The 15020-nt window shown below is 69.1% G+C and carries 8 protein-coding genes and 2 pseudogenes; 1 reads left to right on the top strand and 9 read right to left on the bottom strand.

Annotated elements, in window-relative coordinates; translation table 11 throughout:
- Window positions 1-83 precede the first annotated feature (83 nt).
- From QFZ47_RS13855 to QFZ47_RS13835, 5 genes and pseudogenes are all read right to left on the bottom strand, one after another.
- Window positions 84-965 (bottom strand): LysR substrate-binding domain-containing protein, encoded by an 882-nt coding sequence (locus QFZ47_RS13855; protein WP_307656177.1) that lies wholly within the window; start codon window positions 963-965, stop codon window positions 84-86.
- A 329-nt stretch (window positions 966-1294) separates the two neighbouring features.
- A pseudogene (locus QFZ47_RS13850) lies at window positions 1295-2228 on the bottom strand (SMP-30/gluconolactonase/LRE family protein).
- Window positions 2229-2507: 279 nt separating this feature from the next.
- Window positions 2508-4034 carry an ammonium transporter gene (locus tag QFZ47_RS13845; RefSeq protein ID WP_307656175.1) on the bottom strand — a complete coding sequence of 509 codons (1527 nt, stop codon included), beginning with the start codon at window positions 4032-4034 and terminating at the stop codon, window positions 2508-2510.
- Between the two features lie 22 nt (window positions 4035-4056).
- Window positions 4057-4395: a P-II family nitrogen regulator gene (gene glnK, locus QFZ47_RS13840; RefSeq protein ID WP_007833403.1), complete on the bottom strand. Its 339-nt coding sequence runs from the start codon at window positions 4393-4395 to the stop codon at window positions 4057-4059.
- Between the two features lie 67 nt (window positions 4396-4462).
- Window positions 4463-5287, bottom strand: coding sequence for a TorF family putative porin (locus tag QFZ47_RS13835; protein ID WP_307656174.1), 825 nt, complete (start codon window positions 5285-5287; stop codon window positions 4463-4465).
- Between the two features lie 217 nt (window positions 5288-5504).
- Between QFZ47_RS13835 and QFZ47_RS13830 the strand changes: the two are divergent.
- Window positions 5505-7053 (top strand): annotated as a pseudogene (locus QFZ47_RS13830) (YifB family Mg chelatase-like AAA ATPase).
- A 27-nt stretch (window positions 7054-7080) separates the two neighbouring features.
- Here QFZ47_RS13830 and QFZ47_RS13825 read toward each other — a convergent pair.
- The 4 genes from QFZ47_RS13825 to QFZ47_RS13810 are packed head-to-tail and all read right to left on the bottom strand — an operon-like array spanning window position 7081 to window position 15016.
- Window positions 7081-9243 carry a serine/threonine-protein kinase gene (locus QFZ47_RS13825; protein ID WP_307656173.1) on the bottom strand — a complete coding sequence of 721 codons (2163 nt, stop codon included), beginning with the start codon at window positions 9241-9243 and terminating at the stop codon, window positions 7081-7083.
- A 31-nt stretch (window positions 9244-9274) separates the two neighbouring features.
- Window positions 9275-10003, bottom strand: a complete 729-nt coding sequence (gene tagF / locus QFZ47_RS13820; protein WP_307656172.1) for a type VI secretion system-associated protein TagF — start codon at window positions 10001-10003, stop codon at window positions 9275-9277.
- Window position 10004: 1 nt separating this feature from the next.
- Window positions 10005-13640 carry a type VI secretion system membrane subunit TssM gene (gene tssM, locus QFZ47_RS13815; RefSeq protein ID WP_307656171.1) on the bottom strand — a complete coding sequence of 1212 codons (3636 nt, stop codon included), beginning with the start codon at window positions 13638-13640 and terminating at the stop codon, window positions 10005-10007.
- Window positions 13640-15016: a DotU family type VI secretion system protein gene (locus tag QFZ47_RS13810; RefSeq protein ID WP_307656170.1), complete on the bottom strand. Its 1377-nt coding sequence runs from the start codon at window positions 15014-15016 to the stop codon at window positions 13640-13642. Before QFZ47_RS13810 ends, tssM begins: the two co-directional genes overlap by 1 nt.
- Window positions 15017-15020 lie beyond the last annotated feature (4 nt).

Below are 15020 nucleotides of genomic sequence, written 5' to 3'. Positions count from 1 at the left end.
GGCGCCGGGTTGAAGCTTTTTCGCGCCGGGCTTGAGGGAATTTTGCCGGCCGTCCGCGCGCTCGGCTCAGGCCGAGCCCGCGTTCATTTCATGCTCTGCGCGAGCCAGTCGGCAAAGGCCGCGCATTCCCAGCGATCGAGCGTGCCGGGCTGCCAGCAGATGGTGTGGCGGTGCGGCGACGGCACGGGCCGGTCGGACAGCGGCACCAGCCGACCCGATTCGAACCAGGCGGCGCCCATCTTCTGGCGCACCAGCGCCACGCCGAAGCCGCTCGCGGCCGCGTCGTAGACCAGGCCCAGGTCGTTGAACTGGGAGCCCACATGCGGCTCGGGCTGGTCGATTCCGCAGCTTGCGAACCAGGTACCCCAGGGCTCGAGCGGGCTGCGGATCAGCCGGGCGCTCGCAATCTCGGCCGCGGTGCGGAAGCCGTCGAACGGGCCGAACTCGTTGAGATAGCTCGGGCTGCAGGCGGGCAGCACCTCTTCCTCGAGCAGCAGCCGGTGTTCGCAGTCGGCATAGGCGCCGCTGCCGTAGCGCACCTCGAGGTCGGCCTGCTCGGCCGTCACATCGAGCAGCGGAATGGACACCTGCAGCACCAGTTCGATGTCGGGATAAATGTTTCGGAACAGCTCGAGCCGGGGCATCAGGAACACGCGGCTGAAGGTGGGCGTGACGGCGATGCGCAGGCGCGTGGCGCGCGGCGCCGCGTTGCCGAGCGGCGTGGCCTGCAGCGCCGCGAGGCCGGTGCGCACGTTCGCGAGGTAGGCCGCGCCGTCGGCCGTGAGGCTGAAGTCGCCGCGGCCGAAGAGCTTGAAGCCCACGTGCGCCTCGAGCTGGCGGATGCGGTGGCTCACGGCGCTGGCGGTGACGCACAGCTCGTCGGCCGCGCGGCCCGCGTGCCGCAGCCGTGCCACGGCTTCGAAGGTCAGCAGGCACTGGATGGGCGGGATGTGCTGTAGGGTCATGTCTTTACCCTCAGGCCCTTTGTTCTTGGCGCTGCTGTTCAGGGCGCGTGCACAGGCCACCGGGTACTCCCCTCCGCGAATGTCCCCCGCCTTCGGCTCCTCCTTTATTTCGCTGCGGGGAGCACCCGATGCCCTGTGCACCTGGGCACGCTGCTGGTGTATCGCTGATCAACGACCGCTCCGCATAACGATCCCGCTGATGGGGTGCCTTGCGCAGCGAAATCAAGGAGGAGGCCGAAGGCCGGGGGACATTCGCGGAGCAAGGCACCCCGTCGGCGGGAGCGCGCCCTGAACACAGCACGCCGAACACAACGCATTGAGTCGACACCCTAGTCCTCGAAGAAGTTGACAGGCAACCCAGGCGTCTCGACACGCATCGAGATCACCGTCCCCGATGCCGGCAGCCGCTCGATCTCGGCAGCGGGCCGGCCCTTGCGCGCGGTGGTGACGAAGAGCGTCTTCAGGTCGTCGCCGCCGAAGCAGGGCATGGTCGGGCATTGGACCGGAACGGGAACCGCGGCCACGATCTCGCCCGAAGGCCGCGAGGCGCAGCAGCTGCGCGCCTTCGAACATCGCAACCCAGTAGTGGCCTTGCGCATCGACCGTGGCGCCGTCGGGGCGGCCTTCGTAGCGCATGGTCGAATCGGGAGTCCAGCCTTCGGGCTTGGCGTCGAACTGGCGGAACACTCGGGGCTGCGAGAGCGCGTTGGCCTCGGCGTCCCAGTCCCAGGCGCGCACCTGGTGCGCGGGCGTGTCGGCCCAATAAAGGGTGCGCGCATCGGGCGAGAACGCGAGCCCGTTGGCCGTCGTCACCTGGTTGGCCATTTGCGTGAGGACCGGCGCCACCCCGGTGCCGGGGCGCGCATCGAGGCAATACAGCGCGGCGTTGGCGCGGTCCTTCGCCTCGTTGATCGAACCGCTCCAGAAGCGGCCGAGCGCATCGCACTTGCCGTCGTTGAAGCGCATGGTGCGCACGTCGTGTTCCACGTGCGCGATTGCGACGAGCTCGCCGCCCCACTCGCGCGCCCGGTAGATGCCGTCGCGCAGCGCGATCACGAGGCCGCCGCTGCGCGCCGGCGCCATGCAGCCGGGCTCGGTGGACAAGGCCCATCGCTCGACCTTGGCGGATGGCGAGCCGATGTCGCCGCGCGTGCGCAGCACCGCGCGGCCCGGAATGTCGAGCCAGTACAGGGCGCGTTCCCGCGGATGCCAGAACGGCGATTCGCCGAGCTCGCAGAGGCTGTTGTCGATGGAGGTCCACATGCCCGGAATTGTGCATGCGCGGACATCGCCGCTCCAGAGGAAAAACACAGGCAAAAAAAAAGCCCGCTGACGCCGAAGCGCTCGCGGGCTGAACATCCAAAGGAGACCTCGCTGAAAAAGAGTTCCTGGTTTTTTTATAACCAGCCTGCGCGCCATATGCCTTCTTCGTGAAACACCGCGGAACCGGCTTTGCCGGGCCGCTGGTGTTGCCCCCAGCAGGGGGGTTGGCGTAGCGACACGAAGTGCGCGAAGACTGGGGGGTTACCTATTGCTTGGGGGTTACCTGTTATATGCGGTCTCGCCGTGCGCGGAGATGTCGAGGCCTTCGCGCTCTTCTTCTTCCGACACACGCAGGCCGATGGTGAGGTCGGCGATCTTGAAGGCAATGAACGCCACCACGCCCGACCACACGATGGTCAGCAGCACGCCCTTGAGCTGGATCCAGACCTGGGCGCCGATGCCGTTGGACACCACGCTGGCCGTGACCCAGTCGCCCACGAGGCCGGGGCCGCCGAGTGCCTGGGTGTTGAACACGCCGGTGAGCAGCGCGCCGACGATACCGCCGACACCGTGCACGCCGAACACGTCGAGCGAGTCGTCCGCGCCGAGCATCTTCTTGAGGCCGTTGACGCCCCAGAGGCAGGCGAAGCCGGCGACGAAGCCGATGATGATCGCGCCCATCAGGCCGACGTTGCCGGCGGCGGGGGTGATGGCCACGAGGCCTGCAACAGCGCCCGAAGCGGCGCCCAGCATGGAGGCCTTGCCGCGCATCAGCGCTTCACCGATGCACCATGCGAGCACGGCCGCGGCGGTGGCCGAGAAGGTGTTCATGAAGGCAAGCACGGCGCTGGTGCCGGCTTCGAGGGCCGAACCTGCGTTGAAGCCGAACCAGCCGACCCACAGCAGCGAAGCGCCGACCATGGTGAGCGTGAGCGAGTGCGGCGTGAAGGATTCCTTGCCGTAGCCGACGCGCTTGCCGATCACGTAGGCGCCCACCAGGCCCGCAACGGCGGCGTTGATGTGCACCACGGTGCCGCCTGCGAAGTCGAGCGCGCCCCATTGCCAGATCAGGCCAGCCTTGCCATTCATGGCGTCGACCACGTCCTTGCTGGCATAGGCATCAGGGCCCATCCAGAACCAGACCATGTGCGCGAGCGGCGCATAGCTGAAGGTGAACCAGATCACCATGAACAGCAGCACGGCCGAGAACTTGGCGCGCTCCGCGAAGGCACCCACGATCAGGCAGCAGGTGATGCCGGCGAAGGTGGCCTGGAAGGCGGCGAACAGCAGCTCGGGGATGTAGACGCCCTTGCTGAAGGTGGCGCCGGGCGCGAACACGCCGGTGGCCGGATCGAAGATCCCCTTCATGAAGAGCCGGTCGAATCCGCCGAAGAAGGCGTTCCCCTCGGTGAACGCGAGGCTGTAGCCATAGATGAGCCACAGCACCACGATCATCGAGAAGGTGACCATCACCTGCATCAGCACCGACAGCATGTTCTTGCTGCGCACCAGGCCGCCGTAGAACAGGGCCAGGCCGGGGATGGTCATCATGATGACGAGCAGCGTGGACAGCATCATCCAGCTGGTGTCACCCTTGTTGAAAGAGGGAGCGGCAGGAGCCGCGGCGGGCGCTGCTTCGGCAGCAGCTGCAGCAGCAGGAGCGGCGGCAGCGGGTGCCGGTGCGGCGGCTGCGGGCGCCGATGCCGCCGGCGCTTCGGGCGTGGCAGCAGGCGCCTGGGCGAAGCTCGCCGTGCCTGCGGCGAGCAGGCTCAGGCCGAGCGCGAGAGAAACAAGCAGTTTTTTCATGGTTGTTGTTTTCCGGGCTGGATCAGAGGGCTTCGCGGCCGGTTTCACCGGTGCGGATGCGAACGACCTGCTCGAGGTTGTAGACAAAAATCTTTCCGTCGCCGATCTTGCCGGTGCGCGCCGCGCCCTCCACGGCTTCGATCACGCGGTCGACGAGGTCGTCGGAAACCGCCGCTTCGATCTTGACCTTGGGCAGGAAGTCGACCACGTACTCCGCGCCGCGGTACAGCTCGGTGTGGCCCTTCTGGCGGCCGAAGCCCTTGACCTCCGTGACCGTGATGCCCTGCACGCCGATGGCCGAGAGGGCTTCGCGCACCTCGTCGAGCTTGAACGGTTTGATGATGGCTGTGACCAGCTTCATGACTTTCTCCTTCTTGGATGGAATGAATGGTGCGGCAGCTTGGGCCGCACCTTGTTCTTGTGCCTGCTTACAGCGTCTTGCTGAGCGTAACGATGAAGCGCGCCTTGTTGGGCGAATAGGTGGTCTGGCCGAAGGTGCCGAAGCCGAAGTCGTAGCCTGGGTTGGACACGGCCAGGTACGAGCTCTTCTTGTTGGCGCCCTGCACCGAGCCGGCCAGTGCCAATCCGTTGCCGAAGTCGTACGACACGCCCACGTTGTAGTCCACGTAGCTCTTGTAGCCCAGGCTGCGGATGTCGCTGGACATGTGGGTGTAGCCCACGGCGGCCTTCAGCGTGAGCTTGGGCACGATTTCCTTGCTGTAGGCCAGGTTCAGGTAGCCCGTGTTGCGGCCCTTCAGCCCCGAGCCGGCCTTGTTGCCCGCGTAGCCGAAGTAGTCCTTCGACACCGTGTGCGAGTACTTCAGCGTGAACGAGCCGATGGCCTCGTCGGCCCAGGTGCCGGCGCCGTACAGCTCGGTGGTGTTGCCGGTGGAGTTGCCCGGGTAGATGTAGCTGAGCGCGCCCACGTCCAGGTCGAACGGGCCGGCCTTGAACTTGTAGCCGCCGTAGATGTCGCTCTCGATGCTGTTGCCCTGCAGCCAGTTGACGCTGGAGTTCCAGTTGCCCACGTAGAAGCCGGTTTCGCCGAAGGCGTAGTCGAAGCCGCCCTGGATGGCGGGCTTGAAGCCCTTGGTCTTGGCGTAGTCGTTCTTCCCGATCATGTCCTGGTCCTGACCGCGGAACTTGTAGTTGCTGGTCAGTGCCACATTCCCCGTGAGCTGTGCGCTCGCAAGCATCGGCAGGGCGGCAAGGGCGGCCACGGCCATTGCCTGGGCGAATTTACGGTGCATCATCGGGACTCCTCGGAGTTGGTTGGATTGTTGGGGGACACCGTCTCATAGCAGGGAGCGTGCCAAAGTGCACGTTTTGCCCTGCGGCACGGCGGCCGCTCCCGCACCCGCAACCCAAGCGAAATAGTTACAAGCATGTTCAGTTGCGGTACCCCATGGGGCACCGCGGTGCATGAGCCCGACCAAAAACGGGCGCACCACAATGGGGAGAGGGAGAGAAATGAGCCTGTCTTTGGTGCAAAGCCGTGCTTTGCTTGGGCTGGAAGCGGCCAGTGTCACGGTCGAGGTGCATCTGGCGAACGGCCTGCCGAGCTTCACGCTCGTCGGACTGGCGGAAACCGAGGTCAAGGAAGCGCGCGAAAGAGTGCGCTCGGCCATCCAGAACGCCGGCCTGGAGTTTCCGAACAACAAGAGGATCACCGTCAACCTGGCGCCGGCCGACCTGCCCAAGGATTCGGGCCGCTTCGATCTGCCGATTGCGCTCGGCATCCTCGCGGCCAGCGGGCAGATACAGCCTGCGCTCCTCGCGGGCCACGAATTTGCCGGCGAGCTCTCTCTTTCAGGCGAACTGCGCCCCGTGCGCGGCGCGCTGGCCATGGCGCTGGCCCTGCACACACGCGGCATCGCGACACGCCTGGTGCTGCCCGCCGCAAGCGCCCAGGAAGCGGCGCTGGTGCCCGGCAGCGAGGTTTACGGCGCCAGGCACCTGCTGGACGTGGTGCAGCGCTTCATGCCCGAGGGCGCCGCGCTGCCGCAGGGTGAGGAGCAGCAGCAGCCCGCCGCCGACGGCTGGGCCCGGGTCCAGGCCGCGGCCGCGGCGCCCGGGCCGCTCTATGCCGACCTGGCCGACGTCAAGGGGCATGCGGGCGCCAAGCGCGCCCTCGAGATCGCCGCCGCGGGCGGGCACAGCCTGCTGATGGTCGGCGAGCCCGGCTCGGGCAAGTCGATGCTGGCGCAGCGCTTTGCCGGCCTGCTGCCGCCCATGAGCGTCGACGAGGCGCTGGAGAGCGCGGCCGTGGCCAGCCTGGCCGGCAGCTTCTCGACCGCGCGCTGGATGAACAGGCCGACCTCGGCGCCCCACCACACGTCGAGCGCCGTGGCGCTGGTGGGCGGCGGCTCGCCCCCGCGGCCGGGCGAGATCTCGCAGGCGCACCACGGCGTGCTCTTTCTGGACGAGTTTCCGGAGTTCGCGCGCTCCGCGCTCGAGGCGCTGCGCGAGCCGCTGGAGACGGGCACCATCACCATCGCGCGCGCCGCCCGGCGCGCCGAGTTTCCGGCCCGCTTCCAGCTGGTCGCGGCCATGAACCCCTGCCCTTGCGGCTACCTGGGCTCGGCGCTGAAGGCCTGCCGCTGCACGCCGGACCAGATCTCGCGCTACCAGGGCAAGCTCAGCGGCCCGCTGCTGGACCGCATCGACCTGCACATCGAGGTGCCCGCGGTATCGGCAGAGCAGCTCATCGATGCGCCCGCCGGCGAATCGACCGCCAGCATCCGCAGCCGCGTGGTGGCCGCGCGCGAGTTCGCCTTGCAGCGCCAGGGCAGCCCCAACCAGGCGCTGCAGGCCGGCGCCATCGACAAGCATGCCGCGCTCGACGATGCGGCACGCAAGTTCGTCTACAACGCCGCCGCCAAGCTCGGCTGGTCGGCGCGCAGCACGCACCGTGCGCTCAAGGTGGCGCGCACCGTGGCCGACCTGGCGGGCGCCGAATCGGTGGGGGTGGTGGCATGTGGCGGAGGCGGTGCAGTACCGCAGGGCGCTGCGGAACTGAGCGCCACCGCCAGATGCCGACGAGCGCCTACTTGAACTCGTGGCTCACCACAGGCGCAGACTTGCTGTCCTGGACCGTCACGCGCTGGCGATAGACATCGAGGTCGCCATTGCGCACTTCGATGTTGTAGATGCCCGGGCGCAGCGACAGCGACTTGAGCGGCGGGCTCACGCCGCGCTCGGCGCCGTCGACGAAGACCTGGCCCCACGGCCGGATGTTGAGCACCACGCGCCCCGTGCCGGGCGGTGCGGCCGGGGGCGCGGGCGGCGGCGTGGTGCCGCCTGCGACCACGGTGGGTACGGTGTTCGTTGGTGCCGTGCCGGGTGCCGCGGGCGCCGTCGGCGGCGAGAGCCGGTTCAGCTCTGCAATGGCGTTGCGGGCGTCGCGCGTATGCGGGCCGCGGCGATAGCGGCGCAGGTAGGCCTCGTAGCCTTCGCGCGTGTTCTCGGCCTGCGCCAGGTTCCAGTCCTCGGCTTCGGCGGTGGCCTGGGCGGGCTCCGGAGGTGTCATGGGCGTGGGCGTCGAGCCCGGCGGCGTGGCTGCGGGGTCCGGTGTTGCCGGTGCTGGCGCCGGCGCTGCGCCGACCGGCATGTTGTTCAGCGGCGTCAACGGGCCGGTCGGCGCGCTGGCGGCCGCGGCGGGAGGCGGCGTACCGGGCGCTGCCGCCACGTTGTCGCCCGCAGGCGCCGATGAGCCGCCGGGGGCGCTTTCGCCCGGCGGCATGGCGGCCGGCGGCGCAGCGGCGGACATCGGCCCCGACGGCGGGGGCACCGGCGCCATGGCGGTCGAGGTTTCCTGCCGGCCCGAAGTCAGGTGAAGGCCGATCCAGCTGCCCACGGCCACCAGCGCAATCATCAGCACGCCGACCAGGCCCCACGGCGGCCGGGATGACGCTTTCTTGGTGGGCGGCGGCTGCTTGCCGGCGGCCGATGGCGTGCGTGCCGGCGCTGCCGCTGCTTCGCGCGGCGCGGCGGGCTTGGGCGAGGATGGCGGAGCCGGTTCGGTTCGCGGACCGGGCTGGGGCTTGGGCCTGGCCGGTTCGGGAGAGGCGGCTTCGGCCCGTACGGCGCCGGCCGACGCAGCGGCCTGCGACACCGCACTCGGCGCGGGCGCCGGTGTTGTCGGTGTTGCCGGCGTCGTGGGCGCCGACGCAGCCGGCGCTTGCTGCGGCACCGGCGCCACCGCCGGCGCGGCCTTCGAAGGAGGCGGCGTAATGATGGCCGTCGGCGCCGCCAGCCCGCTCACGTAGGTGTCGCCGAGCTTGGCAAGGCCCAGTTCGGCGGCGAACGCGGCCACGGTCTGCGTGCGGTCCTTGCTGTGCACCGCCAGCGTGTGGTCGACGGCCGCGCAGAAGGCCGGGCTCAGGTCGCTGCGGCCCAATGACGACAGCGGCACGTAGGCGTCCTGCACGCTGCGCACCACGGCCGAGGGCGGCGGGTGCCCGGTGACGGCGCGGTACAGCACGGCGCCCAGCGCGTAGAGGTCGGTCCACGCGCCCTGCAGCAGCGTGTTGTCGTCGGCGTATTGCTCGATGGGCGAATAGCCGGACTTCACCATCACCGCTACTTCATCGACGAGGTCGGCAATCGACTTGCGCGCCGCGCCAAAGTCGAGCAGCACGGGCAGGTCGTCCTGCTGGATGAAGATGTTGTCGGGCGCGATGTCGCGGTGGAAGCACTGGCTGCGGTGCAGGGTTTCGAGCGCGCCGAGCAGCGGGCCGAGCATGCTCAGCAGCCAGGCTTCGGAGATCTTCTTCGGATCTTCCTCGGCCAGGCGGCGCAGCGTGCGGCCGCGGTAGAGCTGGATCGCCATGTAGGCGGTGGAGTTGGCCTCCCAGAAGCGGTGCACCCGCACCAGCGCCGGATGGCTGAACTGCGCGAGCGTGCGCGCCTCGTTGATGAAGCTGCGCAGGCCCGCCTGGAAGGTGGCCGTGAGCCGGTCGGAGCGCACGTGCACGCTGTCGTCGCCCACGCGGCGCGCAAGCATCGACGGCATGTATTCCTTGACGGCCACCTCGCGCTGCAGCGAGTGGTCGTAGGCCCGGTAGACGATGCCGAAGCCGCCTTCGCCGATGACCTCGAGCAGCTCGAATTCGTCCAGCCGGTGGCCCGCGTCCAGCGGATGGGGACGCTCCTGCGGATCGGCCTGCATGCTGGTGCTGTTGTTGTTGCTGCTGGCGTTGGTCGTCATGCATCTCCTCCCGCGGCGGGGGTCTGGTCGTTCATGCCCATGGCACATGCCCCTGTGAAAACAACTTGGAAAACAACGGCGTGTTGAGGCCTCCGCCGTGGGCGGCGGTGCGCAGCGGCGAGCCGTCCGCCTGGTTGGTCCACCAGTAGCTGGTGCTTCCGAAGGCGTCGAAGCACAGCGGAAGCTCGGGCCAGCCGAGGCGCTGCTGGGCAGCACCTGTTGCACCGGCGCCCCCGGCCGCGGGGCCGAGGATCGACAGGATGTCGTCCGAGCCGCCGCTCGCGGTCTGGAAACCGCCGTGGGCCGCGGCCAGCACCTGGCGGTCGAACTGGTCGGGCGCCACGCTGTGGCGGATCGCCTGCAGCAGCGCGGTGCCGCATTGCCAGTACCACGCGGCGGAGCCTTCGAGCATGGAGGGCCGGTAGCTCGATGCAGCCACCTGCAAGGTCACGCACACGGGGTAGTAGCGCCCCACGCGGTCGCAGCTGGGCGCCAGGCAGCCGAACTGCACCGCGTCCACGCCCTGCGTGGCCGGAATCGCAAAGTTCCAGACCGGCGCCACCACGTAGTGCCGCGTCATGGCGTCGGGCCAGCGCTTGAAGGTGCCCAGGCCGTTCTGCATCCAGCGGTCCCACCAGGCCTGCAGTTCGCGCGGCACGCGGCGGTAGAGAAAGTCGCCAGCCGCGGGCAGCTTGCCGTACCAGCCGATCTGCTCGTCGTCGGGCACCCACACCCGTGGTGAAGGAATGCCGCTGTTCATCTCAGGATTTCCCCGGGCATGAAAAGCCGTTCATCTGGTTCAGGCGCAGCGGGTTGTAGACGCTGTTGGCCGTCACCGCCAGCACCACCTTCTTGCCCTGCAGGTCGAAGGTTGCGTTGAACGATTCGGGCGCGCTGCCCGACGAGATCGAGGCCTTGTCGAACAGCCGGTGCAGCGCCCACGGCCCTTCAGTGACGATGCCGCCGGCCGGCGTGCCGCTGGCGGTCGTCACCTGCAGCCGCACCTGGTTGCTGTTGCGCGGGCCCGGCCACTTGACGGTGCTGGGCGCCTGCGGCCCGTGCGCGTAGCGCACCGTCTGGCCATCGATGTCGAGCGTGAACTGGCTGATGGCGGCGTCCATGTCCTCGGGCCGGATGTCGATGGTGAACGAGGGCGTGCGCCCGCCCGCCATGCCCGAGAAGAACACGTCTCGGATCGCCTGCGCCTTCTGGAACGAATCGAGGTACGCCGAGCGGCCCGGCGAGCTGCCGTCCACGCCCTTCTTGAAGGCCCACGGGTTGACGGAGGTGTCGACCTGCGAGGCCAGGTTCTTCTGGAAGAAGTCGTCCATCATGCCGCCCGGCGCGAACAGCTGCGCGAAGTCGCCGGCGGCCACGTCGCGGTTCGAGCCGCGCGAGAACGGATAGCGCCCCGCAATGGCCTGGCTGCAGAACTGGCCGATGGTGGCGGCCGCGTTTTGCCCGATGTTCTGCCGCGTCACGGCCGCCGCCTTGGACGACGCGGTGGCCGAGAGATCGTTCAGCATGCCCTGGAACGGCACCGGCAGGCGGCCCGCCTCGGCCTGCACCTTGGTGACCGCGTCGCCGGGCGGCGGAATGTTGCCGCTGCGCAATGCGGTGTCGGTGGCGGTGAGGAAGGTGTAGAGCTCGTTGATGAGCGCGGCGGTCGCGTCGATCGGCGCCTGGCCGCCGGCCTTGGGCGCGGTGACCATGCGGCGCAGCGGCGCGAAGTGGTTGTCCACCAGCGATTCGGGGCGGTCCGGCTGGGTGTTGCGGCGCTGGCTGCCGTCGGGCTGGCCGATGAGCTGCTCGATGCGCTCGCGCGTGCTGGCCACGCGGTTCTGCGCCTGGTCGAGCAGGCTGCGCGTGGCCTCGTCGTGGTTGCGCAGCAGGTCGGTCTCGCGCGCCGCGCCGCGGATGAGGCGCGACATCGGCGACTCGCTGGTCGAGAGCACGCGCGTCATCTGGATGCTCTGCAGCAGCGAGCGGCTGTCGGCCAGCCGGACGTCGAGCAGGTACTCGTCCCAGACGCGGATGTAGTCGGTGAGATAGAGCCGGCGCACTTCGCGCAGCAGCAGCTCGCGCGAGGTGATGTCGGTCATGCCCGGCGCGCGGATCTGCAGCACCCAGCGGTCTTCCTGTTCGAGCGCGAGCGTGGTCTCGGCCATGCGCTTGTCGAAGATGTCCCAGTAGCCGCGGTAGGTGAACAGCGTGGGGATGCCGTCGGTGAGCGGCTTGCCGCTCGCGCGCTTGATCACCAGCGCGGACTCGGCCCCCGCCGCCTCCGCAATGCTGAAGGCGTTGGGCGGGCTGGTCTGCAGCAGGATGCGCCGCAGCCGTGCGTAGGAGCGCTGCGCCAGCGGCACGCCGGCCAGGCGGTTGCGCGTTTCGGTGATGAGCCGGTCGTCCTTGGCGAAGGGCGAGGTCACCACGCGTTCCGCAAACAGCGCGTGCAGGTGCGACTCGAGGTTGGTGCGCTGCTCGCGCGTGAGGCCGGCGCCGATCTTGCGGTCCACGTCGGTGAGCAGCCAGGCCTGGAGAAAGTCGGCGTCGTAGCGCTCCGCGTCGTACAGCATGAGGTAGGCCTTGAGCGCCTCGTAGCTGTATTCGGCGTCGATCTTGGCGGCCTCGCGCAGCGCCTGCTCCACGCGCTGCGCGGCCTGCGGCAGCAGCACGCTTTCGAGGGCCCGCTGGTAGACGCCGTCGGTCGCGGCCTGCAGCTTCTCGCCCTGGTAGAGCCCGAAGCGGTAGCCCACGGGCGGGTCGCCGATGTCGAACTGGCCTGACTTGGGCAGGTCGCGCAGGCGGTCGAGCACCGGCAGCGAAGTGGCGATGTCGCTGTTGGAATCGACCACCGTCGGCAGCTCGCCGCGCGCCGCGGCCTTGTTGAAGGCCTTGGCGTTGTTGTCGACCTCGGCCACGTAGTCGCGGTTGTTGCGCCAGCTGTTGACGCACGCGCCCAGCAGCACCACCAGCAGCACGCCGATGAGGCCGTAGCCCGCCAGGTCGATGGCGCGCTTGCGCCGGTACCAGCGCAGGTTGGTGCCGGCCACGCCCGCGTCGCGGAAGATCACCTGCTGCAGCAGCTCCTTCAGGAAGTAGCTCTTGCCCGGACCCGGCGGTGGCGCGGGCGGCGCGTTGACCTGCAGGTAGCGCTTGATCGCGCCCATCACGCGGTCGAAGGCCGTGCCCTCCTGCGTGCCGCTGGTGAAGTACACGCCGCGCAGCATCGGCGCGACTTCGAACTTCGACGGGTTGAACACGTCGGCCAGGAAGGTGCCGAGGATGTCCTCGAAGCTCGCGAACTGCTGCGGCAGCAGGTAGGCCTGCGCGCGGCGCAGCTGGTCGGGCTCGGCCGCGAGCAGCTCCGGCAGGCGCTCGTCCAGGCGCTGGTGCAGCAGCTTGTATTCCTGGTGGAAGCGCTCGCGCAGGTCGGCCTTGGCGGGGTCTGCCGGGTTGGCGTCGATCGGAAAGGTGAAGCCCCACACCTGCGCTCGCTCGGCCCGGCCGAGCGAGCCGAAATACTCGTTGAAGCCGGCCAAGAGGTCGGTCTTGGTGACCAGCACGTACACCGGAAAATCGATGCCCAGGCCGTTGCGCAGTTCGAGCAGGCGCTTGCGCAACGCCATGGCGTGGCGCGCGCGCTGCGCATCGTCGGCCAGCGGCAGGTCGGCAATGCTGATGGTGAGGATGGCGCCGTTGATCGGCTGGCGCGGCCTGAACTTCTTGAGCAGGTCGAGGAAGCCCTTCCACTCGCCCTCGTCGGTTTCGCGGTTGCTCTCGTGCGTGGTGTAACGCCCGGCGGTGTCGATCAGCACCGCCTCGTTGGTGAACCACCAGTCGCAGTTGCGCGTGCCGCCGATGCCGCGCACCGCGGCCTTGCCGAGCTGGTCGGCCAGCGGAAAGTCGAGGTCGGAGTTGACCAGCGCCGTGGTCTTGCCCGAGCCCGGCGCGCCGATGAAGATGTACCAGGGCAGCTGGTACAGGTACTGGCGGTCGAACACCGCGAAGCGCCCCGCGGCCTTGCCGTCGGCACCCGCGCCGAAGCGCATGTTCTTCAGGATGGACGTGGCGTCGGTGAAGCCGCTTTGCAGCTCCTTGATCTCGGGCGCGTCTTCCGGCTTGGCGGCCTTCTCCTTGGGTGAGGGCGTGCGCAGCTGGTTGAGCAGCTGCGCGTTGAGGCGGCGCTCGCGCCATTTGCGGTAGAGCACGCGCGCGATCCAGATCGCGAACATCAGCGCGATCACCACGATGCGCACGAACTCGCTTTCGAACGGCCGGTAGCGGCCCACCGCGATGACGGGGCCGATGATCCAGATCAGGAACGCAACGGCCAGCAGCCCGAGAAAGACCCACAGGTCGCGGCTCACGAGAAAACGGAAAATCGCGCGCAGCATCAGCGGGTTCCTCCCTGCGGCGCCGCGGCTGCGGCCCCCGCCACGGGCGCCACCAGCAGCGTCACCTCGACCCGCCGGTTGCGCGCACGGTTGGCCGGCGAATCGTTGGGCACCAGCGGGTCGGCATCGCCGCGGCCTTCGGCGCGCAGGCGCTCGGGCCGCGTGACGCGCGTGGCGATCATCTTCTTGACAGCATCGGCACGCGCCTGCGAGAGCTGCCAGTTGGACGGAAAGCGCACGCTGCGGATCGGCTGGTCGTCGCTGAAGCCGCTGACCAGCACGTTGCCCTCCACCGAGTTGAGCGCATCGGCCACGCGCGCGAGCACGGGCGCATAGCGGTCGAGCACGCGGTCGGAGCCCGATGCGAACAGGCCGTCGCCGCGCAGCACCACCACGCTGCGGTCGGCCTCGTCGCGCACCGTCAGCAGGCCGTCGCGGATCTCGGGCTCGAGAAAGCGCTGCAGGCGCGGCTGCGGCGCCGCTGCAACGGCCACGGCGCGCTGCGTCTGCGGCAGGCGCACCGCATTGACCGCGGAGAACGCGCCGTCGGAGCGGCTGGCCAGGCTGAAGGTGAGCACCCCGAACACCAGCACCAGCAGCACCGCCGCCACCGCGCCCACGGCCCACAGCGGCACCCAGTTGCGCGTGCGGCGCACCGGCGCGCTCGAATCCTGCCAGTGCGGCGACAGCGGCGCGGCAATTTCACCGCGCGCCTGGCGAATGATCTGCAGCAGCCGCTGCTTGAGCGTTTCGAGCTGCGTGCGGCCGTTGTCGATGACACGGAAGCGCCCTTCGAAGCCCATCGCCAGGCAGAAGTAGATGAGCTCGATCAGCTGCAGGTGCTGCTGCGGGTTCTGCACCAGCCGCGACAGCAGCTGGAAGAATTTCTCGCCGCCCCAGGTCTCGTTGTGGAACATCACGAGCAGGCTCTGCGACGACCAGATGCTGCCGCCCCAGGGCGTGAGCGCGGCCGCCTCGTCGACTGCGGTGCACAGGCAGTAGCGCGCGCCGATGATCACCTCGGGCGCAATGCCGCTTTGCTGCGCGCGCGTCTCGAAGCGCCTGACCTCGTCGACCAGGTGCTCGCGCAATTGCGCGGGCGCATCGTGGTGGCCGGTGGCGCGGATCTGCGGGATCAGGTCGAGCAGCGGGTTGGCCGCCGCGACGAGCGGATTGTTGCCGGCCAGCGCGGTGTCGCCCGCATGCGGACGGCGCGCGTCGTGCAAGGCGGTGAATGACTGGGGTTGCTGCTGCCCCGCGCCGCGCGATGCCGGGGACGGGCCCGCCGCATCGCCGTTGCCGCTGTTGTTGCCGCCGCCCGGGTTGGGCGGCACGAAGCCTCCCGGACCGACGGCCATGTCGTTGACACCGTTCATTGGG

It is taken from the genome of Variovorax paradoxus, from assembly GCF_030815975.1.
Lineage (GTDB): Bacteria > Pseudomonadota > Gammaproteobacteria > Burkholderiales > Burkholderiaceae_C > Variovorax > Variovorax paradoxus_N.
Note: the sequence above shows the minus strand (reverse complement) of the source record. Positions and strands in the feature narration are given on the sequence as shown.

What these genes read in the sequence shown, in the direction of transcription:
- QFZ47_RS13845 (WP_307656175.1), bottom strand. Translation starts at nt 4,034, where the DNA reads ATGAAAAAACTGCTTGTTTCTCTCGCGCTCGGCCTGAGCCTGCTCGCC.
- QFZ47_RS13855 (WP_307656177.1), bottom strand. Translation starts at nt 965, where the DNA reads ATGACCCTACAGCACATCCCGCCCATCCAGTGCCTGCTGACCTTCGAA.
- tagF (WP_307656172.1), bottom strand. Translation starts at nt 10,003, where the DNA reads ATGAACAGCGGCATTCCTTCACCACGGGTGTGGGTGCCCGACGACGAG.
- QFZ47_RS13835 (WP_307656174.1), bottom strand. Translation starts at nt 5,287, where the DNA reads ATGATGCACCGTAAATTCGCCCAGGCAATGGCCGTGGCCGCCCTTGCC.
- QFZ47_RS13810 (WP_307656170.1), bottom strand. Translation starts at nt 15,016, where the DNA reads ATGAACGGTGTCAACGACATGGCCGTCGGTCCGGGAGGCTTCGTGCCG.
- QFZ47_RS13825 (WP_307656173.1), bottom strand. Translation starts at nt 9,243, where the DNA reads ATGACGACCAACGCCAGCAGCAACAACAACAGCACCAGCATGCAGGCC.
- tssM (WP_307656171.1), bottom strand. Translation starts at nt 13,640, where the DNA reads ATGCTGCGCGCGATTTTCCGTTTTCTCGTGAGCCGCGACCTGTGGGTC.
- glnK (WP_007833403.1), bottom strand. Translation starts at nt 4,395, where the DNA reads ATGAAGCTGGTCACAGCCATCATCAAACCGTTCAAGCTCGACGAGGTG.